Source organism: Pelomonas sp. V22 (assembly GCF_030014915.1).
Taxonomy (GTDB): Bacteria; Pseudomonadota; Gammaproteobacteria; order Burkholderiales; family Burkholderiaceae_C; genus JAUASW01.
Window position 1 is genome coordinate 647,090 of record NZ_JAGIXS010000001.1, and the last position, 20,252, is coordinate 667,341.

Annotated in this window: 18 protein-coding genes; 11 read left to right on the plus strand and 7 right to left on the minus strand. The window is 68.2% G+C overall.

All coding sequences use genetic code 11. The features are described from left to right. The first annotated feature begins 17 nt into the window (after window positions 1–17). The 5 genes from J7U46_RS02860 to J7U46_RS02880 all read left to right on the plus strand — a co-directional run bounded on the left by J7U46_RS02860 (window position 18) and on the right by J7U46_RS02880 (window position 6,519). The gene (locus J7U46_RS02860; protein ID WP_282823317.1) at window positions 18–965 is read left to right on the plus strand and encodes a MoxR family ATPase; all 948 of its coding nucleotides are present in this window, start codon (window positions 18–20) and stop codon (window positions 963–965) included. After that, complete coding sequence (locus tag J7U46_RS02865; RefSeq protein WP_282823318.1) at window positions 965–1,945, plus strand: DUF58 domain-containing protein; 981 nt, start codon at window positions 965–967, stop codon at window positions 1,943–1,945. The genes J7U46_RS02860 and J7U46_RS02865 overlap by 1 nt, the downstream gene beginning before the upstream one ends. Beyond that, complete coding sequence (locus J7U46_RS02870) at window positions 1,942–3,975, plus strand: DUF3488 and transglutaminase-like domain-containing protein (protein WP_282823319.1); 2,034 nt, start codon at window positions 1,942–1,944, stop codon at window positions 3,973–3,975. The genes J7U46_RS02865 and J7U46_RS02870 overlap by 4 nt, the downstream gene beginning before the upstream one ends. A gap of 24 nt (window positions 3,976–3,999) precedes the next feature. Next, window positions 4,000–5,115: a lytic murein transglycosylase B gene (mltB, locus tag J7U46_RS02875; RefSeq protein WP_282823320.1), complete on the plus strand. Its 1,116-nt coding sequence runs from the start codon at window positions 4,000–4,002 to the stop codon at window positions 5,113–5,115. Window positions 5,116–5,259: 144 nt separating this feature from the next. Continuing rightward, window positions 5,260–6,519 (plus strand): amidohydrolase, encoded by a 1,260-nt coding sequence (locus J7U46_RS02880; protein WP_282823321.1) that lies wholly within the window; start codon window positions 5,260–5,262, stop codon window positions 6,517–6,519. Between the two features lie 74 nt (window positions 6,520–6,593). Here J7U46_RS02880 and J7U46_RS02885 read toward each other — a convergent pair whose 3' ends face one another. Beyond that, entirely contained in the window at window positions 6,594–8,987 is a 2,394-nt protein-coding gene (locus J7U46_RS02885) for a DNA internalization-related competence protein ComEC/Rec2 (RefSeq protein ID WP_282823322.1), read from the minus strand. 74 nt (window positions 8,988–9,061) lie between these two features. On the opposite strand from J7U46_RS02885, the gene J7U46_RS02890 reads away from it, so the two are divergent. The 3 genes from J7U46_RS02890 to ubiM are packed head-to-tail and all read left to right on the plus strand — an operon-like array spanning window position 9,062 to window position 11,282. Continuing rightward, the gene (locus tag J7U46_RS02890; RefSeq protein WP_282823323.1) at window positions 9,062–9,532 is read left to right on the plus strand and encodes a RidA family protein; all 471 of its coding nucleotides are present in this window, start codon (window positions 9,062–9,064) and stop codon (window positions 9,530–9,532) included. 3 nt (window positions 9,533–9,535) lie between these two features. Continuing rightward, window positions 9,536–10,021, plus strand: a complete 486-nt coding sequence (locus tag J7U46_RS02895) for a disulfide bond formation protein B (protein WP_282823324.1) — start codon at window positions 9,536–9,538, stop codon at window positions 10,019–10,021. A 55-nt stretch (window positions 10,022–10,076) separates the two neighbouring features. Next, window positions 10,077–11,282, plus strand: coding sequence for a 5-demethoxyubiquinol-8 5-hydroxylase UbiM (gene ubiM / locus J7U46_RS02900; RefSeq protein WP_282823325.1), 1,206 nt, complete (start codon window positions 10,077–10,079; stop codon window positions 11,280–11,282). Here ubiM and ggt read toward each other — a convergent pair. The 4 genes from ggt to J7U46_RS02920 all read right to left on the minus strand — a co-directional run bounded on the left by ggt (window position 11,269) and on the right by J7U46_RS02920 (window position 16,925). After that, window positions 11,269–13,050, minus strand: a complete 1,782-nt coding sequence (ggt, locus tag J7U46_RS02905; protein ID WP_282823326.1) for a gamma-glutamyltransferase — start codon at window positions 13,048–13,050, stop codon at window positions 11,269–11,271. The two genes, ubiM and ggt, sit on opposite strands and share 14 nt — an antisense overlap. Window positions 13,051–13,057: 7 nt before the next feature. Further along, window positions 13,058–13,507, minus strand: coding sequence for a hypothetical protein (locus J7U46_RS02910; RefSeq protein WP_282823327.1), 450 nt, complete (start codon window positions 13,505–13,507; stop codon window positions 13,058–13,060). Between the two features lie 261 nt (window positions 13,508–13,768). Next, window positions 13,769–15,160, minus strand: a complete 1,392-nt coding sequence (locus J7U46_RS02915; protein WP_282823328.1) for a DUF1501 domain-containing protein — start codon at window positions 15,158–15,160, stop codon at window positions 13,769–13,771. Window positions 15,161–15,167: 7 nt separating this feature from the next. Then, window positions 15,168–16,925 (minus strand): DUF1800 domain-containing protein, encoded by a 1,758-nt coding sequence (locus tag J7U46_RS02920; protein ID WP_282823329.1) that lies wholly within the window; start codon window positions 16,923–16,925, stop codon window positions 15,168–15,170. Between the two features lie 274 nt (window positions 16,926–17,199). Between J7U46_RS02920 and J7U46_RS02925 the strand changes: the two genes are divergently transcribed. Next, the gene (locus tag J7U46_RS02925) at window positions 17,200–17,721 is read left to right on the plus strand and encodes a PEP-CTERM sorting domain-containing protein (protein WP_282823330.1); all 522 of its coding nucleotides are present in this window, start codon (window positions 17,200–17,202) and stop codon (window positions 17,719–17,721) included. A 70-nt stretch (window positions 17,722–17,791) separates the two neighbouring features. On the opposite strand, the gene J7U46_RS02930 is transcribed toward J7U46_RS02925, so the two are convergent. Together J7U46_RS02930 and J7U46_RS02935 are read right to left on the minus strand one after the other, a co-directional pair. Then, window positions 17,792–18,430, minus strand: coding sequence for a 3-oxoacid CoA-transferase subunit B (locus J7U46_RS02930; protein WP_282823331.1), 639 nt, complete (start codon window positions 18,428–18,430; stop codon window positions 17,792–17,794). Window positions 18,431–18,432: 2 nt separating this feature from the next. Continuing rightward, window positions 18,433–19,140 carry a CoA transferase subunit A gene (locus J7U46_RS02935; RefSeq protein ID WP_282823332.1) on the minus strand — a complete coding sequence of 236 codons (708 nt, stop codon included), beginning with the start codon at window positions 19,138–19,140 and terminating at the stop codon, window positions 18,433–18,435. Between the two features lie 157 nt (window positions 19,141–19,297). Between J7U46_RS02935 and J7U46_RS02940 the strand changes: the two genes are divergently transcribed. Further along, the gene (locus tag J7U46_RS02940; protein WP_282823333.1) at window positions 19,298–19,699 is read left to right on the plus strand and encodes a PaaI family thioesterase; all 402 of its coding nucleotides are present in this window, start codon (window positions 19,298–19,300) and stop codon (window positions 19,697–19,699) included. After that, complete coding sequence (locus J7U46_RS02945; protein ID WP_282824946.1) at window positions 19,696–20,241, plus strand: LuxR C-terminal-related transcriptional regulator; 546 nt, start codon at window positions 19,696–19,698, stop codon at window positions 20,239–20,241. The genes J7U46_RS02940 and J7U46_RS02945 overlap by 4 nt, the downstream gene beginning before the upstream one ends. Window positions 20,242–20,252: the final 11 nt, after the last annotated feature.

Consider the following 20,252-nt stretch of genomic DNA (forward strand, 5'->3'; position numbering starts at 1 on the left):
TCGGTTAAGGTCGCCGCATGACGCAATCAACGAAAGAGTCTCAAGCCCAGGTGGCCCGGCAACTCGGCGACTTGCAACGCCAGATTAGCACGATCATCAAGGGCAAACCCGGCCAGATCCGCGACGCCGTGGCCTGCCTGATCGCCGGTGGCCACCTCTTGATCGAAGACCTGCCCGGCGTCGGCAAGACCACGCTGGCCCATGCGCTGGCCGTGTCCATGGGCCTCAAGTTCTCGCGCCTGCAGTTCACGGCCGACCTGATGCCGTCCGACCTGCTGGGCGTGAGCATCTACGAGAGGGAGAAGGCCGGCTTCGTCTTCCATCCCGGCCCGGTATTCGCCCAGGTGCTGCTGTCCGACGAGATCAACCGTGCCGGCCCCAAGACCCAGAGCGCGCTCTTGGAAGCGATGGAAGAGAACCAGGTCAGCATCGATGGCGCGAGCCATGCCCTGCCGCAGCCCTTCTTCGTCATCGCCACGCAGAACCCGAGCGAGCAGCTCGGCACCTATCCACTGCCCGAATCGCAGCTGGATCGCTTCCTGATGTGCATCTCGCTGGGCTACCCCGACAGCGCCTCGGAACGCGAACTCTTGATGGGCCAGGACAGCCGCGAAGCCATCCGCGCGCTGCGGCCCTTGATGACGCCGGCCGATGTGCTGACCGCACAGGCGGCGGTCAAGACCATCCATGCCTCGCCGGCCCTGCTCGACTACCTGCAGGCCCTGATCGCCGCCACGCGCTCGGGCCAGTGGTTCAGCGAGGGCCTGAGCCCGCGCGCCGGCCTCGGCGTGCTGCGAGCCGCACGCGCACGCGCCCTGCTCGACCAGCGCGACTTCGTGGCACCCGACGACGTGCAGGCCATCCTGCCGCAGACCATCGCCCACCGCCTGCGGCCGCGCGCCGGTGCCGGTCGGGGTGCGACCGAGCAGGTGCGCGCCATGATCGAAGCAATACCGCTGCCCTGATGGCCGGCTCGATACGCCAGCGCATCGACGCCTGGTGGGCCGCCCGCCACCAGCGGCGCGATGTGCACCTGATGGGGCAGAACAACATCTACATCCTGCCCAGCCGGCCGGGCCTCGCCTTCTGCGCCACGCTCTGCGTGCTGCTGGTGGCGTCGATCAACGACCAGCTGAGCCTTGGCTACATGCTGACCTTTCTTCTGGCCGGTGCCGGCTTTGCCTCCATGCACAGCACGCACGGCAATCTGCGCGGCCTGCAGCTGGACCTGCGCGAGCCCGCGCCCGGCTTTGCCGGCGGCGACCTGCAGCTGGAGGTCCGTGTGCACAACAGCGGGCGGGCCCGCTACGGCGTCGGCATCCGCGTGCAGGAAGACGGCGAGACGGCCTGGTGCGATGTGCCCGAGAAAGGCCACGCCCTCGTCCATGTGCGCTTCAAGGCGCCAGGGCGCGGCCTGTGCGAGCTGCCGACGCTGCGCATCGAGACCCGCTTCCCGCTCGGCCTGTTCGGCGCCTGGAGCATCTGGCGGCCGGCGGCCAAGGTCTGGGTCTATCCGGCGCCCGAAAGCCCGGCTGTGCCCTTCGCGCCCAGCGCCCAGACGGCCGAGGCCGGCGAGGTGAGCGGTGCCGCCCTGGTGCCGGGCCAGGACTTCGAGGGCGTGCGCGCCTACCGGCGCGGCGACAGCCTGCGCCAGGTGGTCTGGAAGAAGGCCGCCCTCGCGCTAGAGCAAGGCGGCACGCTGTGGGTGCGCGAAACCCGCGCGCCGGCCAGCCAGCGGCTTTGGCTGGACATTGCCGACACCGCCGGCCGCGACTGGGAGGCCCGGCTCTCGCGCCTCTGCGCCTGGGTGCTGGCGGCCGAGAGCCAGGGCCACCCCTATGGCCTGAAGCTCGCCGGGCAAGACCTGGCACCGGCGCAGGGCGCCGAGCACCGCCGCGCCTGCCTGGAACTGCTGGCGCTGGCGGCGCCGGGGCGGTCCTCATGAGCTGGCTCTCCGAGCGCCTCGCCCGGCTGCCGCGCGACACCCGCGACACCCTGTTCCTGCTCGCCACCATCGCCGCCACGCTGCTACCCCATGCCGACCACCTGCCCTGGTGGTGCAGCCTGATGACGGCGCTGGTGCTGCTCTGGCGCGGCCAACTGGCCTGGCGCGGTGCCGCCCTGCCCGGGCGCTGGGGCCTGGTCGCCCTGCTGGTGATCACCGCTGGCCTGACCTGGCTCAGCTTCCGCAGCCTGATAGGCCGCGAGCCCGGCATCACCATGCTGACCCTGCTGATGGCGCTGAAGACGCTGGAGCTGCGGGCCCGCCGCGATGCCTTTGTGGTGTTCTTCCTCGGCTTCTTCCTGGTCCTGACCGGCTTTCTCTACTCGCAGTCGCTCCTGACCGCGCTGTGGATGCTGCTCACGGTCTGGGCCCTGCTCAGCTCCGTCGTGCTGGCCCAGATGCCCATAGGTCAGCCCTCGCTGCTGCTGGCCGCGAAGCAGGCCGCGCGCAACACGCTGCTGGGCCTGCCGCTGATGCTGGCGCTGTTCTTCCTGTTCCCGCGCATCGCGCCGCTGTGGGGCGTGCCGGCTGATGCCGTGGGCAAGACCGGGCTGTCGGACCGCATGGATTTCGGCGCCATGAGCGAGATCGCCAACGACGACAGCGTCGCCATGCGCCTGAAGTTCGAAGGTGCGGTGCCGCCGAGTTCGGCCCTGTACTTCCGCGGGCCGGTGCTCTCCAGCTTCGACGGCCGCAGCTGGCGGCCCAGCAAGCGCGCCATGCCCATGCGCGATGCAGCGCCCCGGGTCGAGGGCGCGCCACTGAGCGTCGAGGTGACGCTGGAACCGCTGCGCATCCCGGTGCTGCCACTGCTGGAACTGGGCCGCGAACCTCCGGGTGCCGCCTGGTCGCTCGACCAGATGCAGCTGCGCCGGGGCGCCGAGCTCGAATGGCTGGCCAGCCGGCCAGTGACCGAAAGGCTGCGCTTCACGCAGCAGGTCTGGCTCCAGCATCAGCATGGGCCGCTGGCCCGCACGCCCACCTTGCGCGAGTACACCGCCTTGCCACCAGGCCTCAACCCACGCACCCTGGGCTGGGCCTTGGCACTGCGCAATCGCATGGGCCAGGACGCCAGCACGCCAGCACTGGTGGAAGCCGTGATGCAGCACATCCGCACAGCCGACTTCATCTACACGCTGGAGCCGGGCCGCTATGGCGAGCAGAGCCCGCACCTGATCGACGAGTTCTGGTTCGACCGGCGCCTGGGCTTTTGCGAGCATTTCGCCGCTGCCTTCGTCGTCGTGATGCGGGCCATGGATGTGCCGGCCCGCGTGGTCACCGGCTTCCAGGGCGTGGACCCGATTCCGCAGGACGGCTACCTCATCGTGCGCAACAGCAATGCTCACGCCTGGGCTGAATACTGGGTGCCCGGCCGCGGCTGGGTTCGCGCCGACCCCACGGCGGCCGTCGCGCCGGAGCGCATCAACGCCGGCCGCTCACTGCAGCCCGCGCCGGGCGCGATTGCGGGCGTGATCGGCAGCATGAGCCCCGCGCTCTGGCGCGGCCTGCGCAGCAGTTGGGAAACCCTCAACAACCGCTGGCAGCAACTGGTGCTGAACTATTCGCGTGGCGAGCAGTTCAATCTCCTGAAGGGCCTGGGCTTCGAGCAGCCCGACTGGACCGCGCTGGGTCAGCTCGTCGCCGGCCTGATCCTCACGGCCACGCTGATTGGCTGGGGCTGGATGCGCTGGCAGCAAAGGCCGCACGACGCCTGGAGCCGTCAGCGCAGTCGTGTACTGACGCTGCTGCGCCGGCTGGACGTGCAGGCCGAAGCGCACCAAGGCCCCCGGCAATGGGCGACGCTCTTGCAGCAGCGCCATGGCGAGGCGGCACGGCCGCTGGTGGAGCTGTTGCTGGCGCTGGAGGCTTCGCGCTACGGCAGTTCCGCAGTCGCGCAGGATTGGCGGGCGCGGCGGCGCTGGTGGGCCAGGCTGCGCGCGGCAGGACGTATGCTGCGGGCCAATCGCTGAGCCCTTGCTGTTGCCCGTCCCTCCATGATCCTGAGAATCCTCGCGCTGAGCGTCGCCCTCGCGCTCGCTGCCGCGCCCCTTGAAGCCGCCACGCAGAAGCCCTCCAAGTCCAAGCCGCTTGCCAAGAAGGTCCGCGACGCCGCGCCCCGCCCGCTCGGTGACCGCGCCGACATGCGCCAGTTCGCGGCCGAGCTGGCCGCCGAGCAGGGCTTCGACGCGGCCCTGCTGCGCCGCCAGTTGGCCGCCGCCAAAATCGTGCCGGCCGTGCAGCGCCTGATCATGCCGGCGCCGGTGGGCGCGACCAAGGACTGGGGCGCCTACCGCGCCCGCTTCATCGAGCCGCTGCGCCTGCAGGCCGGCCTCGCCTTCTGGGCCCAGCACGAGGCCGCCCTCACAAGGGCCGAGGAGCGCTTCGGCGTGCCGGCCTCGGTCATCATGGGAATCCTTGGCGTCGAGACCTTCTACGGCCGCATCATGGGCGGCTTCTCGGCGCTCGACGCCCTGGTCACGCTCAGCTTTGAGTTCCCCAAGGGCCGCAGCGACCGCAGCGCCTTCTTCCGCCAGCAGCTGGTGGAGCTGCTGCTGCTGGCCCGCCACGAAGGCCTGGACCCGGCCGGCTTCAAGGGCTCCTACGCCGGCGCCATGGGCTACGGCCAGTTCATGCCGGGCAGCTGGAACCGCTATGCGCTGGACTTCGATGGCGACGGCCAGATCGACCTGATCGGCAGCCCGGTCGACGCCATCGGCAGCGTGGCCAACTTCCTGGCCGAGCATGGCTGGCAACGCGGACAGGCCAGCGACTACACGCTGCAGATGCCGAGCGAGACCACGGCCCGCGCGCAAATCGCGCAACTGCTGGCGCCCGACATCCGCCCCACGTTCAGCGCCGCCCAGCTGCAGGAGCTGGGCGCCCAGCCCTCCGACGCCGCCTTGCAGCACGCTGGCCCCATGGCGGTGATCGAGCTGCAGATGGGCGACAAGGCCGCCCCGGTCTACCGCCTCGGCACGCAGAACTTCTATGCGCTGACCCGCTACAACCAGTCGTCCTACTACGCAATGACGGTGATCGAGCTGGGGCGGGAGCTGCAGGCGATGCGGATGATGGGCACGGCGCAGCCGCCGGCTTCGCCAAACTCGTGAGCCGGCAGGCCGGCAGGGTTTTGGCAGATGGCCAGGAACCGCCAGCGCGGGAATTTATGCTCACCAGTCATTGACCAGCTCAGCGAGATTGACATGTCGTTTCATTCAAGATCAGTTGCATGCCTGTTCCTTGCAGCCATTTCCATGTCTGCAGTGGCCCGCAATGCGGAGCGACCCGATGCGGGTTTTCAGCAAATGCTGCCGACACTGCAAGTTTGGCGGCGACATTTTCATGAGAATCCAGAACTCGCTTTCGCTGAAAGGCGCAGCGCTGAGTACATTGCGGCTGAGTTGAAGAAAATGGGGCTGTCGCCCAAGTCCGGAATTGCCGGCACGGGTGTCGTCGCCATCATCGATAGCGGCCGACCGGGGCCCGTCGTTGCATTGCGCGCCGACATGGATGCCCTGCCAATCGAGGAGCAAACCGGCCTGCCCTTTGCAGCCAAAGCCCAAACCACGGTCGACGGCAAGAAAATATCGGCCATGCATGCCTGTGGCCACGACATGCACATGGCCATGTTGCTGGGCGCCGCTCAATGGTTGTCAACGCACCGCCAACACTTTCGCGGGCAAGTCAAACTGCTGTTTCAACCCGCCGAAGAAGGATTGCCGAACACCAGCAGCGGCGCCGAACGCATGGTGGCCGACGGCGTCCTGGACCACCCCAAGGTCGACGCCATGTTCGGTTTGCATGTCGGCATCACGCCCGCACGCAGCGGCCAATTGTCGTGGCGCTCCAATGGCATCATGGCCGCCGGCGATTCTTTCAATATCGAAATCAAAGGTCGCCAGACACACGGTGCCTTGCCGTGGCAGGGGAACGATCCGATCGTGATTGCGGCACAAACGGTTTTGGCCCTGCAAACCATTGTCAGTCGCAATATCGATTTGACCCGGGCACCTGCAGTGATCAGCGTGGGCGCGATTCATGCCGGGCAACGCGGCAATGTGATTCCGGAATCGGTGCAGATGAATGGCACCATTCGCACATTCGACCCCGCGATGCGGCAACAAATACTGCAGCGCGTGCGCGATACCGCCAAATACATTGCGCAGGCTTCCAATGCGGAAGCCGTGGTGACTTTCGATCCCGGCTACCCCATCAACTGGAATGATCCGGCCCTGGTGCAGCAAATGGCCGGAACCCTCAAACGGGTCGCCAGGAACGGCTTTGACGAAAATGTTTCGGCGAGCCCGACGTCGGAAGATTTTGCCTATTACACGCAGCGCGTGCCATCGCTCTTCTTCTTTTTGGGGGTGAATGGAAAGGCAAGCAGCGATGCGCAGGGCGCATGGTTTGCAAACCATTCTCCCCGGTTCAATCCCGACGAAGAGGCGCTGACAACCGGGGTCGAGGCTTTGACCCAACTGGCCGTGGACTATTTGAACGCCAAGAAAAACTAGGCCGCCAGAGATACTGAGGTCGCCTTGCCTTGTGGATTCAACAGCGCACTCGACGGCCGGGCGTTCGCCGCGCCTCAGCCGCCCGCCTCGCCAAGTTCGGGGCCAAGCGCCTCGCCCTCAAGCGGCCGGCTCTGCCAGTAGCGCCGCTGGCTGTCACGCTGACAGTTTGGTGACGCGTCCTGGCTGCGCCAGCGCCACGCACCGCAATCCGCTGAGTTCCAGACCTTGATGCCCTCGGCCTGGTAGCGCGCCAGCACCTCGAGGGCCGGGTGGCCGAAGCGGTTGCGGTAGCCGGCCTGGACCAAGGCCATGTCCGGTGCGACCGCCGCGAGGAAAGCTGCCGTCGACGAGGTCTTGCTGCCGTGGTGCGGTACCAGCAGCAGCGTGCTGGCAAGACCTGCCCCTCGTTCCAGCAAGTCACGTTCCTGCGCCGCCTCGATGTCGCCGGTCAGCAGGGCCGAGCGGCCCTCGGCATCGACCACACGGACCACACAGGACAGGGCATTGCTCTTGACGGAAGCGCGGTAATCACCGCCCGCAGGTTGCAGCACTTCGAAACTCACGCCATCCCATTGCCAGCGCTGGCCGGCCTGGCAGCGGATCGTCTCGCGGCCGCGCAGCAGCGCATGGCCGGCCTCCAGCGAACTGCTGAGCGAAACGACCTGCAGGCCGCTCAGCAACGCGGCAGCGCCGCCCACATGGTCGCTGTCGCGGTGGCTCAGCATCAAGACATCCAACCGCCGCTCGCCGAGCGCGCGCAGCAGCGGCAGCAGCACGCGCTGGCCCGCGTCACTCTCCGGCCCCCATTGCGGGCCGGCGTCGAAGAGCAAGGCATGCTGTTGCGTGCGCACCAGCACCGCCATGCCCTGGCCCACGTCGGGTGCCAGCAGTTCGAAGCGCCCTGCCACCGGCCGCTCGGGCGCTGGCCACAACAAGGCGAGGGCCAGCGGCGGCCCGAACAGGCGCAAGCGCCAGGGCAGCGGCAGGACCAGCAGCGTGCCGCCCAGCAAGCCCAGCGCCTGGGCCCAGAGTGGCGCCACCGGCAGCCACCAGACGGCGCCGGGCAGGCCTTGCAGCCCTTGCAGATACCAACGCAGTCCCTCGGCACACCAGGCAGCGACCTGCCAGAGCCAAGGCAGCAACGCGCCCGCCAGGGCCAGTGGCGTGATCACCAGGCTGACCAGCGGTATCGCCACCAGGTTGGCCAGCAGGCCCACGACAGAGAGTTGCTGGAAGAACAGCAAGGTGAGCGGCGCCAGGCCCAGCGTGGCCACGCCCTGGGCTCGCAGGCCCGCCAGCAGGTGCGCGCGCCAACCTTTGGGTGGCGCCTGGCCGCCTGCCATGAGCAAGCCCACGGCGGCAAACGACAGCCAGAAGCCCGCTTGCGCCACGGCCCAGGGGTCGACCAGCGTCACCAGGGCCGCAGCCGCCAGCAACTGCAAGGGCCAGGGCCAGCGCAGGCCGGCGCTGCGCAGCAGGGCCACGCCGGCCAGCATCCAGACCGTGCGCTGGGCCGGCACGCCCCAGCCGGCGAACATGGCGTAGGCCAGCGCCGTGATCACGCCCGCCCAGCAGGCCACCACGGGCGCCGGCAGCCACAGGCAGGCCCGGCTGCTGCGCCGCCAAAGCGCAAGCACCAGGGCCTGCGACGCCCAGGCCAGCATGGTGACGTGCATGCCTGAAATCGCGACCAAATGGGCGATACCCGTGTCCCGGTACAGCGCCCAATCGCCCCGGCCTATCGCGGCCTGGTCGCCGAGACTCAGCGCTGCCAGCAGCGCCGCATGGCCCGGATCGGCAATGCGGCGCTGGATAGCCTCGCGCAGGTCTTGCCGCAGGCCGTCGATCTGCGACCAGCGTGAATCGCTGAGGCGCTGCGGCAGCACGGGCCTCAGCACGCCGGTGGCGCGAATGCCTTGCTCGAGCAGCCACAGCTCGTAGTCGAAGGCATGGGGATTGGACAAGGCATGGGGCCGGCGCAGCCGCGCCACCAGCTCCCAGCGCTGGCCCGCTCGCCACGGCTGCAAGGCGGCCCCTCCGCCCTCCTGGGCATACTGGCTCAGCAGCAGCTCGCGGGGGATGGTGGGCAAGACCTGGCCCCGCTCATCGCGCGCTTGCTCGACGCTGAAGCGAAAGCGCCAGCCGGGTGCCCCCAGTTGCCCCGGCACGGCCTGCGGCAAGGCGGTGACCTGGCCCTTCAGCCAGACATCGCGCCCCTCCCAGGCGGCCGGCAGCTCCTCGGCCAATCGCTGCTCAGCGCGCCAACTGCCAAAGGCCAGCGCGACCAGCGCGGCGAGCAGCAAGCTGAGCCCCCACCATCGCCACCGCCATGCCAGTACCGCCAAACCGGCGATCAGCAGCACCAGCAGGGCGAACTCGCCTTCACCCGGCAGGCGCGGCAGCGCCTGCAGCAGCCGCAGGCCGAGCAGCCAGCCCATCAGTGGGCCGGCCAAGTCCATGGCCGTCATGGCCGTCTGTGCGCGGCTCCCCATCTCCTCCCCCGGTGTAGGATGCCGGCCAATTTCAAGTCAACGAGGGCGCCATGAGCAACACCAACAATGTCTATGACAAGCTGAGCGAACTGGGCATCACGCTGCCGCCCGTGGCAGCGCCGGTCGCGGCCTATGTGCCCTTCGTGCAGAGCGGCAAGCTGGTGTTCCTGTCGGGCCACATCGCCAAGAAGGACGGCAAGCCCTGGGTCGGTCAGCTGGGCCGCGACACCGATACCGCCACCGGCCAGGCCGCCGCGCGCGCCATCGCCATCGACCTGCTGGGCACGCTGCACGCGGCCGTTGGCGATCTGAACAAGGTCAAGCGCATCGTCAAGCTGGTGAGCCTGGTCAACAGCACCGGCGACTACACCGAGCACCACCTGGTGACCAATGGCGCCTCGGAGCTGATGGCGCAGGTCTTCGGCCCGCAGGTCGGCGCCCATGCACGCGCCGCCTTCGGCGTGGCCCAGATCCCGATGGGCGCCTGCGTCGAGATCGACATGGTGGCCGAGGTCGAGTAAGCCATGACGCTGAAGCCTGCCCGCGTCCTGCTGCTGATCTGCCTGCTCTCGTTTGCCGGCGTCGCCGCCGCGCTGATTGCCCAGCATGGCTTCAAGGTGCGGCCCTGCCCCTGGTGCGTGCTGCAGCGCTTCATCTTCATCGTGATCGGCGTGGTGGCGGGCCTCGGCTGGCTGCTGCAGCGCTTCAAGCCGGCCTTGCTGGCCAGCCTCGTGGCCGTGCCGCTGCTGGCCCTGGCGGGCCTGGCCTCGGCCTGGTACCAGCATGACGTGGCCAGCAAGATGGCCTCCTGCGACCGCACCTTCGCCGACCGCGTGCTGACGGATCTGGGCCTTGAGGAACTGTGGCCCAAGGTCTTCATGGTCACGGCCTCCTGTGCCGATGCCGCCGGCTACCGCCTGCTCGGACTGCCCTACGAGATCTGGAGCGGCGCGCTGTACGGCCTCTTCATTGCCCTGCTGATGTGGGCCCTGAAATCGCGCTCGCGTTGATGCAAGCCTGACCCGGCTCAACATGGCGGGCGCGCAGGCGCCTTAGTCTGGCGGGATGGCTCATCTCCAAGACCCCGTCCTCATCATCGGCGCCGGCCCGGCCGGCCTGTCCATGGCCGCCGCGCTGGCCGATGCCGGCGTCGCCACCACCGTTCTGGAGGCCGCCTCGGAGGCGGAACTCGCTAATCCGCCCGAAGACGGCCGCGAGATTGCGCTCAGCCACCGCGGCATGGCCGTGCTGCAGTCGCTGCAGGCCTGGCAAGACCTGCCGCCCGAGGCGATCTCTCCGCTGCGCCAGGCCCGCGTCTTCAACGGCAGTGCTTCGAACTCCCTGCACTTCGATGGCGGTGGCGCCGAGCGCCTCGGATCGCTGGTGCCCAACCACTGGCTGCGCCGCATCGCCTGGCAAGGCGCGCAGCGCCGCCCACTGGTGCAGTTGCGGACCGAGACCCGCGTCACCGCGTTGGACCTGTCCGCCCAAGACCATGCGCTCGTGAGCCTGGCGGGTGGCGAGCAGTTCCGGGCGCCACTCGTGATCGCTGCCGACAGCCGCTTCTCCGCCAGCCGCCGCCAGGCCGGCATAGGCGCCGAGATGCGCGACTTCGGCCGCAGCGTGCTGCTGTGCCGCATCGAGCATGAGAAGCCGCACCAGGACCAGGCGCTGGAGTGCTTCCACCATGGCCACACCATGGCCTGGCTGCCTCTGGGCGCCGAGTCGCCGCGCCTCAGTTCGCTGGTGCTGACGCTGCCCACCGACCAGGCTGAGGCCCAGCTCCGCTGGAACGACGAACAGTGGCTGGCCTGGGTGCAGCAGCACAGCAAGGACCGCCTCGGCACGCTGCGCCTGGCTGGGCCGCGCCACCACTATCCGCTGGTCGCCACCTATGCCCATCGCTTCGTGGCGCCGCGCTTTGCCCTGATCGGCGATGCCGCCGTGGGCATGCACCCGGTCACGGCCCATGGCTACAACCTCGGGCTCTACGGCATCGAGACCCTCGCCCGCTGCCTGAAGGGGGCGGCCGACCCCGGCGATGCGACGCGGCTCGCGCGTTACGCCGACGAGCACCGCCGCACCAGCTGGCCCATCTACCAGGGCACGAACGCGGTCGTGCGCCTGTTCACCGATGAACGGCCACCGGCCCGGCTGCTGCGCCAGGGCGTGATCGCGCTGGCCGAGCGGCTGCCGCCCTTGAAGTCCTTGATCACGGCCCAGCTGACGGCACGCGGGCCTGTGACTCTCGCCAGCCTCAGCGGCCGCTGACGATGCCCTCGCGGCGCGGGTCGGCACCGCCCAGCAGGCGGCCATCGGCCATGCGCCGTATGGCCTGCAGGCCGCTGGTCAGCTCGCTCTGCTGCACCTGGTGGCCGCGCTCCCGCAATTGCTGCTGCAGCTCGGCGGGCCATTGGCCGAGTTCAAGGTAGAGCGGCCCCGTGTTCATGCTGAGCACATTGGGCAGGTCGATGGCCTGCTGCGGCGTCAAGCCCCAGGCCAGCGTGGCCAGCACGGTCTTGGCCGTGAACGAGATGATGGCCGGCCCACCCGGCGCACCGAGGCTCATCAGCAGGCGGCCGCTCTTGGCGTCGAACACCAGGGTCGGGCTCATGCTGGAGCGCGGGCGCTTCAGCGGCTCGATGCGGTTGGCCACCAGACGGCCGTCGGCCTCGCGCGGGCGCAAGGAGAAATCGGTCATCTGGTTGTTGAGGAGGAAACCGCCGGCCAAGCCCGTGCCGCCGTCGCTCATGATGCGGGCGCCAAAGGCCGCCTCGATGGTGGTGGTCATGGCCACGCCCCGCCCTTGCGCATCGATCACGCTGATGTGGCTGGTGCCGAACTCCGGCTGATCGCGCTGCGGCGCCAGCGCGGTGACGGCGCTGCGCGGCTGGCCGGCCACCGCCTGGCCCATGCTTTGCGTGCCTATCAGGGCGGCGCGCCGCTTCAGGTAGTCATCGTCGAGCAGGCTTTGCCAATCCCCCGCCGGTGCGGGCACGAAGGCCGGGTCGGCGATGTAGAGCGCGCGGTCCGCGAAGGCGAGCTTGGAGGCCTCGGCATAGCGATGCAGCCATTCGGCGCTCGGCAGTCCGTTGGCCTGCAGCGGTGTGCTGGGGGCGCCACCGTAGTCCAACAGCTTCAGCACCTGCACCAAGGTCAGTTGCCCCGACGACGGCGGCGGGAAGCCGCAGACCTTGTACTGCTGGCGCCAGGTGGCGCAGAGCGCCTCGCGCTGCAGCGGCTGGTAGGCCTGCAAATCCTCGGCGGTCAGCACGCCCTGACGCGCCTGCACGCGACGCACGATGTCCTTCGCCACGACACCCTGCTGAAGCGCAGCTGCCCCCAGCTCGGCCACGCGTCGCAACACGGCCGCGAAGGCGGGGTTTTTCAGCACATGACCGACCGCCCAGGGCTTGCCCTCGGCGTCGAAGAAGTAGCTTCTGGACTGCTCGTCCTTGACCAGCAGGCGGTCCTGCGCCAGCAGCTTGTTGAGGCGCGGACTCACCGCAAAGCCCTGCTCCGCCAGCTCGATGGCCGGCTGCATCAGCTGGGCCCAGGGCAGGCGGCCATGCTTGGCATGGGCCGCCTGCAGCATGGCCAGCACGCCCGGCGTGGCCACGACACGGCCTTCGCCGTCCGCCACGTTCATCGGCCGGCCATCGGGGCGCAGCAGCATGTCGGCTGTGGCGGCGGCCGGAGCGGTCTCGCGGCCGTCCCATGCCACGACCTTGGCACCGTCGAACAGCATCAGGAAGGCGCCGCCGCCTATGCCGCTGCTCTGCGGCTCGACCAGGTTCAGGGCCATCTGCACCGCCACGGCCGCATCGAGCGCGTTGCCGCCCTCGCGCAGGATGCGCGCGCCGGCCGCAGCGGCCAGCGGATTGGCGGCGGCGACCGCCTCCTGCTTGTAGGCCCAACCCGGCTTGGGCACGAGGCCCGTCGCGCCCTCGGGCAGGGCGTCCGGCGTGTCCGCTCGGGCGATGAGGCTGAGGCTCAGCGCCAGCAGGGCGCTACAGGTTCGGAGGGCGGGGTGATGCATCGGCCCATCATAGTGAGCGAACGGCTTCCTCTTTCGGCAACTGCTTCAGAGCCAGGCGACGGCCGCCGCTGGCAAGCTGGCCGGGAGCCAGGATCTCGACCTGGAAGGCATAGTCCTGCACGCCGCTCGTGCCGTTGCCCTGGCAGTCCAGGCTGCTGACCGCGCGCTGCAGGGCCGGCCGGTAGGCGCGCGGCCCGCCGCTGGCCTTGACCTGACGCACCACACCGTCCTGCACGCGGAAGCGCACATCGACCAGACCGCTCTGCTCTTCGCGGGCAAAGGCCGCCGTCATCGCCTCCTCAAGATCGGCCAGCACCGTCGGGCAGGCCTTGGCGACGTCGGTCCGCGCAGGGGACTTGGACTTCCCCTCGACCTCGACGCGTTGCAGGTCGGCCGCCATGGTGGCGGCATTGACCAGCAGCAGGCCGGCCAGGGCCAGTGATGGGATCTTCTTCATGGGGTCGCTCCTTGATTGACGTGAGACATGTGGGAAGTCACGGTCGCCTGACACCTTGATGGCGCGTCTTGCGAAACCGCGTGCAGTCAATGCTAGGAAGCGATGGCGAGCAACTCCACGCGAAGCGGCACGAAGCACGGATTTCCGGTACCGAACGACGGAACCCCGCGAAGCTCTGCGACGAACGCCGCGACGAACGACGGCCCGCGCCGACGAGTCGTGCCGGCTCTCATGACTTCCGGCCGGCGGCGAGGCCGCCGCTCAGCCGAAAATGCCGATGTTCTTCAGCGAGTAATTGCCGATCTGCGGCATCACCAGCGGCAGGTTGGTCGCGCTGACGCCCATCCACGACGCCAGCGTGGCGCCGAGCTGGTCCACCGAGGTGGTGGGCAGCAAACGGCCCTGGCCCACGTCATCGGGTCCGTTGACGGACACCGAGGGCAACTGGCCGAAGAAGCGTCCGCCCTTGACCGCGCCACCCATCACGAAATGATGGCTGCCCCAGCCGTGGTCGGAGCCGTCGCCATTGCTGGTCAGCGTGCGGCCGAAGTCGCTGGCGGTGAAGGCCGTGACCTGGTCGTTGGCGCCGATCTCGACCATGGCGTCGTGGAAGCTGGCCATGGCGTTGCCGATATTGGTCAGCAGGCCCGGATGCTGGTCGGGCAGGAAGTCATGCAGGTCGAAGCCGCCCAGCGACACGAAGAAGACCTGGCGGCTCGCGCCCAGGCTCGAGCGCGCAGCGATCAGCTTGGCCACCATCTGCAACTGCGTCGCCAGGCTGTTGGCGCTGTCGAACGTGGTCTTCAGCGCCGGCAGGCCGGCCAGCGCCGTGCTGACGATGGATTGCGCACTGACCGAGCGGCTGACCACGCGGTTGAGCTCCTCCTCCATCCAGTGCGTGCGCTGAGCCGTGATCAGGCTGCGCAGGGCATCGGCACAGGCCTGTGAGCCGTACATGGGCTTGGTGACGCCATTGATGGCCACGGCGCCGCTGGTCGAGAGCTGGTACTGCACGGCCTGCTTGCCCGACATGAAGACGGCGTTGCCCGAGACATTGATGCAGGTGAAGGTGGCATTGCCATTGCCGCCCATGAAGAGGTCGCCCATGCGGCCGCCCCAGCCCGAGACCGCGCCCTCGGGCGTCGAGGCCTGCCAGACGCTTTGCTGGTCGTTGTGCGAGAACAGCTTGGGCGGCAGCGGCACGCTCTGCGCCTTGTACTGGGCCAGCGTGGTCGGCTGCACCAGGGTGCCCACATTCAGCAGCACGCCCAGGTGGCCCGCATCGAACAGCCGCTTCAAGGGGCCGAGTTGCGGCGCCAGCGCCATCTGGCGGCCGTCGGGCAGGGCCACCGACGGCGTGAGCGCGGTGGCGGTCAGTTGGTCGCGCGGCGTGGCAATCGTCTGGCGGATCGTGGCGTAGGCGTTGTAGCTCGCCTGGTCATAGGGCACCAGGGTGTTGCCATAGTCATTGCCGCCGTAGAAGAAGATGCAGACCAGGGCCTTGTAGTCCGCTGGCGCGCTCTGCGCCGCAGCCTCGCCGATGGCCGCCAGATTCAACGCCCAGGGTGCGGCCACGCCGGTGACGCCGAGCGCTGAGGCACGGCGCAGGAACTCGCGGCGCTGCATCTTTTTCAGGTGGGAGATGTTGCTCATGCCGGCCTCATTTCTGTACTTGATATTCGGGCGAGCCCATCACGAGAAGGATGGTGGCCTGGATGCGGTTGAGCCGCGCGGTGTCGCTGCTGGCCGTGATGCTGCCGACCGCCGTCTTGATCGTGTTCAGCGTGGCAGTGCTCAAGGCCCCGGCGGCCAGCAAGAGGGCCCAGCGGTCGACGAGGTTGCCTGCATCGTTGGCCACGCTCAGCTCGGCCGTGTAATTGGGCTTGAGCTCCCCCACGCCGCTGGCGATCAGGATCTGCATGTAGTTCAGGTAGCCGGCCACCGTGCTCTCGTTGCAGAGCTGGAACTCAGGCGCCGTGATGCCAGCCGTGCCCAGCGATGAGTTGGGCGGCACATAGCCGGGCCGGAAAAAGTTGAACACCGAGGGGCTGCGCATCGGGCTCTGGCCGAGGCGCGTGGCCGGGTCCGAGAGATTGCCCACGTTCCACAGCTCGGTCGGCGAGGTCAGCCCGGCATTGCGCGCCCATTGCACGAAGCGCTGCACCGGCTCGCGCAGCTTGCCGCTCGCGTTGCCGCTCGGGGCGCTGCGGGCCTCGGTGTCGAGCAGGATGGCCTTGAGCACGGCCTTCAGGTCGCCGCGCTGGCCGCTGCCATTGTTGTTGAACACCGTGGCGACCCGCTGCACATAGGCCGGGCTCGGGTTGGAGCACACGAGGCGCTGTATCAGCTGCCGGCCGATGAAGGGACCGACGTTGGGGTGGTTGGCCAGCGTGTCCAGCGCCGTCTTCAGCGCCGTCGGGCCATCGGCCGAGGCCGGGATGTCGACGTTCAGCACCTTTTTGGCGCCGGTCGAGAAGCGGCTGGCGATGTGGACCATGGGCCGCTTGGCGTAGCCAGGATCGGCGGCCTGGGCGTTGTCGAACTCCCAGCCGGTGAACACGCGAGCCAGGTCGGTGATGTTGGTCTGGTTGTAGGTGTCGATGGCCTTGCCATCGGCGCCCAGGGTGGGCGTGCCGTCAAGGTTGAGCTGAACCAGGCCGATGGTGAAGAGCTGCATCACCTCGCGTGCATAGTTCTCGTCGGGCACACGGCCGGTGGCCGTGTCTTCCTTCTTGTTGCCGCGCATGTTCAGGTAGACACCCATGGCCGGCGACAGCGTCACGGCGTTCAGCAGGTCGCGGTAGTTGCCGAAGGCGTTTTCTTCCAGCCAGTCCACGTAAGCCGCCGTGACGAAACCACGCCAGCTGACCGGGATGCCGTTCATCGAGGCCACGAAGATCTCCGACAGCGCCAGCACCATGCGCTGGCGCAGCTGGTCGGGCGAGGCAATCAGCTTGCGCCAGATCGTGTTGTCGGCGCCGTTGAAGCTGTTGATGTTGGCGGCCACCGCATAGCCCTTGTCCACCATCCAGTCGTAATGGCCTCGGCTGCGAGGCATCGCCAGCTGGGCGTCGACCCAGGCTGCGTAGCCACTGGCACGCACGGTGGCGATGTCGGCCGTGCTGGCGGCAAAACCGGCCTGGGCCAGGAAGCGCGCGGCCTCGGCCTCGGTGGGTTGTGCTGGTGGAGGTGGGGGAGGCGGTGGCGGCGGAGGGCTGGGTGTGGGCACGGGCGCTGGACTGCCGCCCCCGCCGCCACCTCCGCAGGCGCTCAGCAAGGCGGCGCTGGACCAGACCGGCAGTGACGCGGAACCAGCCTCGCCGGCATCGATGACCGGCTGCTCGGCGGGTGGCGGACAGTCGCACGTCACCGCGTTTTCGGGGACGGGCACCATGGTCTGCAGCGATTCTTTAGCCATCTTCGACCTCGACATGCGGTACCGGCGATTAGACGGCAGGCCCGATGCCTCCTCGCAAAACCAGCCGTAAAGAAATGCAAGCTCCTGCGTCCGCCAAGTTGCGCGACCATCGCCCAAGCCAGGCCGCCGTCCGTGAATTAATACCGGCGGGCTTGTCGCTAGGGTTTACACGGACTCCGGCAGATCGTCAGGATTTATTGCAAATCAACGACTTAGCTCCTTGGCACGGAATCTGCTGAGCTAAAGCCATCCCTCACCTCTTCGATTGCAAAAAATGCTGAACAAACTCACCCGCGTTCTCGGTCTGGCCGCTCTGATCGCTGCCGCTGCTCCGGCAGCCCAAGCTGGTGTCGTGACCTTTGGTTCGCTGACCAACTACACGAACTACACCGAGGCCGGCATGGCCATGACGGCCAACACCGTCTGGAACTGGCCGGGTGCCGGCATGGCCCACATGGACAACGGCACGGCCGTGTTCAAGCTGGCCAGCGGCGGCTACTTCAATCTGGACGGCGTCGACATGATCGCTGCCGGTGGTTCTGGCAACGCCCGCTTCACGGCCTACTACGACGGCGCCCAGGTGGCCTCGGTCGACATCGCCGGCAATGCCGGTCACTACAACTTCAGCATCGACTTCGACGTCATCAACGAGTTCCGCGTCGCCGTGCTGGACAGCCACTTCACCTTCGACAACCTGACGTTCTCGGACGCCGGCACCGTGCCCGAGCCGGTCTCGCTGGCCCTGGTCGGTGTGGCCTTGGTCGGCGTTGGCGCCGCCCGCCGCCGCAAGGCCTGAGTCTCCCGACTCCCGCCAAAACAAAGGCCGGCATTGCCGGCCTTTGTCGTTGCTGGCACCGCCGCGAAACTCAGACCAGCGGCACGCCCGTCTTGCTCTGCACGAACTCGCGCGTCACGCCCTCGGCCAGTTCCACGAGCTTGAGGCCCTGAGGCGTCACGTCCATCACGGCGAGGTCGGTGATGATGCGGTTGACCACGCCCTTGCCGGTCAGCGGCAGCGTGCATTGCGGCAGGATCTTCAGGTCTTCCGTGCCGTCCTTCTTGCGCGCCACATGCTCCATCAGCACGATCACGCGCTTGACGCCGGCCACCAGGTCCATGGCGCCGCCCATGCCCTTGACCATCTTGCCGGGGATCATCCAGTTGGCCAGGTCGCCCGTGGCCGTGACCTGCATGGCGCCAAGGATGGACAGGTTGATCTTGCCGCCACGGATCATCGCGAACGAATCATGGCTGCCGAAGATCGAGGAGCCGGGAATGGTGGTGACCGTCTGCTTGCCGGCATTGATCAGGTCGGCGTCGACCTCGTCCTCGGTCGGGAAGGCGCCGATGCCCAGCATGCCGTTCTCGCTCTGCAGCCAGACTTCCTTGTGCGCCGGCACATGGTTGGCCACGAGGGTAGGGATGCCGATGCCGAGGTTGACGTAGAAGCCGTCTTCGAGCTCTTGGGCGGCGCGGGCCGCCATCTGGTCTTGGGTCCAGGCCATGGTCAGTTCCCCTTCTTCTCAGACAGAGTGCGCTTCTCGATGCGCTTCTCGGGATTGGCGTTCACCACGATGCGGTGCACGTAGATGCCGGCCAGATGGACGGAGTCCGGATCGAACGTGCCGGTGGGCACAAGCTCCTCCACTTCCACGACCGTGATCTTGCCGGCCATGGCGGCGGCCGGATTGAAGTTGCGCGCCGTGCGGCGGAACAGCAGGTTGCCGCTCTCGTCGGCCTTCCAGGCCTTGACCAGGGACACCTCGGGCACCAGGGCCCGCTCCATCACATAGGTCTGGCCATCGAACTCGCGCAGCTCCTTGCCCTCGGCCACGATGGTGCCCACGCCGGTGCGCGTGAAGAAGGCCGGGATGCCGGCACCGCCGGCGCGCAGCTTCTCGGCCAGGGTGCCTTGCGGCGTGAACTCCAGCTCCAGTTCGCCGGCCAGGTACTGCCGCTCGAACTCCTTGTTCTCGCCCACATAGCTCGAGATCATCTTCTTGATCTGGCGCGTCTCGAGCAGCTGGCCGAGACCGAAGCCGTCGACGCCGGCGTTGTTGGAAATCACCGTGAGGTTCTTGACGCCGCTGTCGCGCAGCGCAGCGATCAGGGCCTCGGGAATGCCGCAGAGGCCGAAGCCGCCGACGGCCAGCAACTGGCCGTCGCGGACGATGCCGTCCAGCGCTGCAGCCGCGCTGGGATAGAGCTTGTTCATGGGTTTGTCTCCAGGGACTCGGAACGCCGGCTAGCGTACTACGCAGGCGCGGCTCGGGTCGTTACGTAAATTCGCCTACGCAGCGGCCCCAGCAGACAAGCCTGCAGCGTTCGCTGGCTGATCCACACCCCGCCCGGCGCCCTATACATTACGGCCCATGACGCCCCAAGCCCTGCAAGACAGCATCCCCGCCATCTTCGCGCCCTGGATCATCGCCATGGGCTTCGAGGTGGCAGACGCCGGCGACGACTTCGTGCTGCTGCGCATGCCGGTGCGCCCCGATTACATCCACGTCGGCGGGGTGATGTGCGGCCAGGCGGCCATGGCGGCGGCCGACACCGCCATGGTGCTGGCCCTGGCCAGCAAGCTGGGGGGCTTCAGGCCCATGACCACGGTGCAACTGCAGACCAGCTTCCTGCGCCCGATCTCGGGCAGCGCCTGCACGGTCCGCGCCACGGTGCTGCGCTCGGGCAAGAGCCTCGCGTTCGGCAGCATCGACATCGCGGATGAGCAAGGCCGGCTGGCCGTCCAGGCCACCACCACCTACGCGCTGCTCTGATGTCGCTGGACTACCGCACGGCCTTCGATCTCGCGCCCATAGGCCTGATCCTCTCCGAGCAGCGCATCATCCGCGACTGCAACCAGCATGTGCTGGCCATGTTCGAGGCCGAGCGCGAGCAGCTGATAGGCCAGAGCTTCGAGCTGCTCTACCCTTCCCCGGCCGAGTTCCAGCGCACCGGCGAGCGCATCCTCGCCAGCCTCGACGCCGAGGGCTACTACGCCGACGACCGCATCATGAAGCGCGCCGGCGGCCAGCTGTTCTGGTGCCATGTGACCGGCCGCGCACTGCAGCGCGAGGACCCCCATGCCAGCGGCATCTGGAGCTTCGAAGACCTGTCCAGCCACCGCCAGCTGACCGCCACGCTGACCGCGCGCGAACGCGAGATCGCCGCCCTCTTGATCGACGGCCTGACCAGCAAGCTGATCGGCAAGAAGCTGGGCATCAGCCCGCGCACCGTGGACGTTTACCGAGCGCGGCTGATGAAGAAATACGAAGCAGCCACGACACCGGAGCTGGTGCACAAGCTCTTGATGGCCTGAGCGCTGGCGCG

What these genes read in the sequence shown, in the direction of transcription:
- J7U46_RS02860 (WP_282823317.1), top strand. Translation starts at nt 18, where the DNA reads ATGACGCAATCAACGAAAGAGTCTCAAGCCCAGGTGGCCCGGCAACTC.
- J7U46_RS02865 (WP_282823318.1), top strand. Translation starts at nt 965, where the DNA reads ATGGCCGGCTCGATACGCCAGCGCATCGACGCCTGGTGGGCCGCCCGC.
- J7U46_RS02870 (WP_282823319.1), top strand. Translation starts at nt 1,942, where the DNA reads ATGAGCTGGCTCTCCGAGCGCCTCGCCCGGCTGCCGCGCGACACCCGC.
- mltB (WP_282823320.1), top strand. Translation starts at nt 4,000, where the DNA reads ATGATCCTGAGAATCCTCGCGCTGAGCGTCGCCCTCGCGCTCGCTGCC.
- J7U46_RS02880 (WP_282823321.1), top strand. Translation starts at nt 5,260, where the DNA reads ATGTCTGCAGTGGCCCGCAATGCGGAGCGACCCGATGCGGGTTTTCAG.
- J7U46_RS02885 (WP_282823322.1), bottom strand. Translation starts at nt 8,987, where the DNA reads ATGACGGCCATGGACTTGGCCGGCCCACTGATGGGCTGGCTGCTCGGC.
- J7U46_RS02890 (WP_282823323.1), top strand. Translation starts at nt 9,062, where the DNA reads ATGAGCAACACCAACAATGTCTATGACAAGCTGAGCGAACTGGGCATC.
- J7U46_RS02895 (WP_282823324.1), top strand. Translation starts at nt 9,536, where the DNA reads ATGACGCTGAAGCCTGCCCGCGTCCTGCTGCTGATCTGCCTGCTCTCG.
- ubiM (WP_282823325.1), top strand. Translation starts at nt 10,077, where the DNA reads ATGGCTCATCTCCAAGACCCCGTCCTCATCATCGGCGCCGGCCCGGCC.
- ggt (WP_282823326.1), bottom strand. Translation starts at nt 13,050, where the DNA reads ATGCATCACCCCGCCCTCCGAACCTGTAGCGCCCTGCTGGCGCTGAGC.
- J7U46_RS02910 (WP_282823327.1), bottom strand. Translation starts at nt 13,507, where the DNA reads ATGAAGAAGATCCCATCACTGGCCCTGGCCGGCCTGCTGCTGGTCAAT.
- J7U46_RS02915 (WP_282823328.1), bottom strand. Translation starts at nt 15,160, where the DNA reads ATGAGCAACATCTCCCACCTGAAAAAGATGCAGCGCCGCGAGTTCCTG.
- J7U46_RS02920 (WP_282823329.1), bottom strand. Translation starts at nt 16,925, where the DNA reads ATGGCTAAAGAATCGCTGCAGACCATGGTGCCCGTCCCCGAAAACGCG.
- J7U46_RS02925 (WP_282823330.1), top strand. Translation starts at nt 17,200, where the DNA reads ATGCTGAACAAACTCACCCGCGTTCTCGGTCTGGCCGCTCTGATCGCT.
- J7U46_RS02930 (WP_282823331.1), bottom strand. Translation starts at nt 18,430, where the DNA reads ATGGCCTGGACCCAAGACCAGATGGCGGCCCGCGCCGCCCAAGAGCTC.
- J7U46_RS02935 (WP_282823332.1), bottom strand. Translation starts at nt 19,140, where the DNA reads ATGAACAAGCTCTATCCCAGCGCGGCTGCAGCGCTGGACGGCATCGTC.
- J7U46_RS02940 (WP_282823333.1), top strand. Translation starts at nt 19,298, where the DNA reads ATGACGCCCCAAGCCCTGCAAGACAGCATCCCCGCCATCTTCGCGCCC.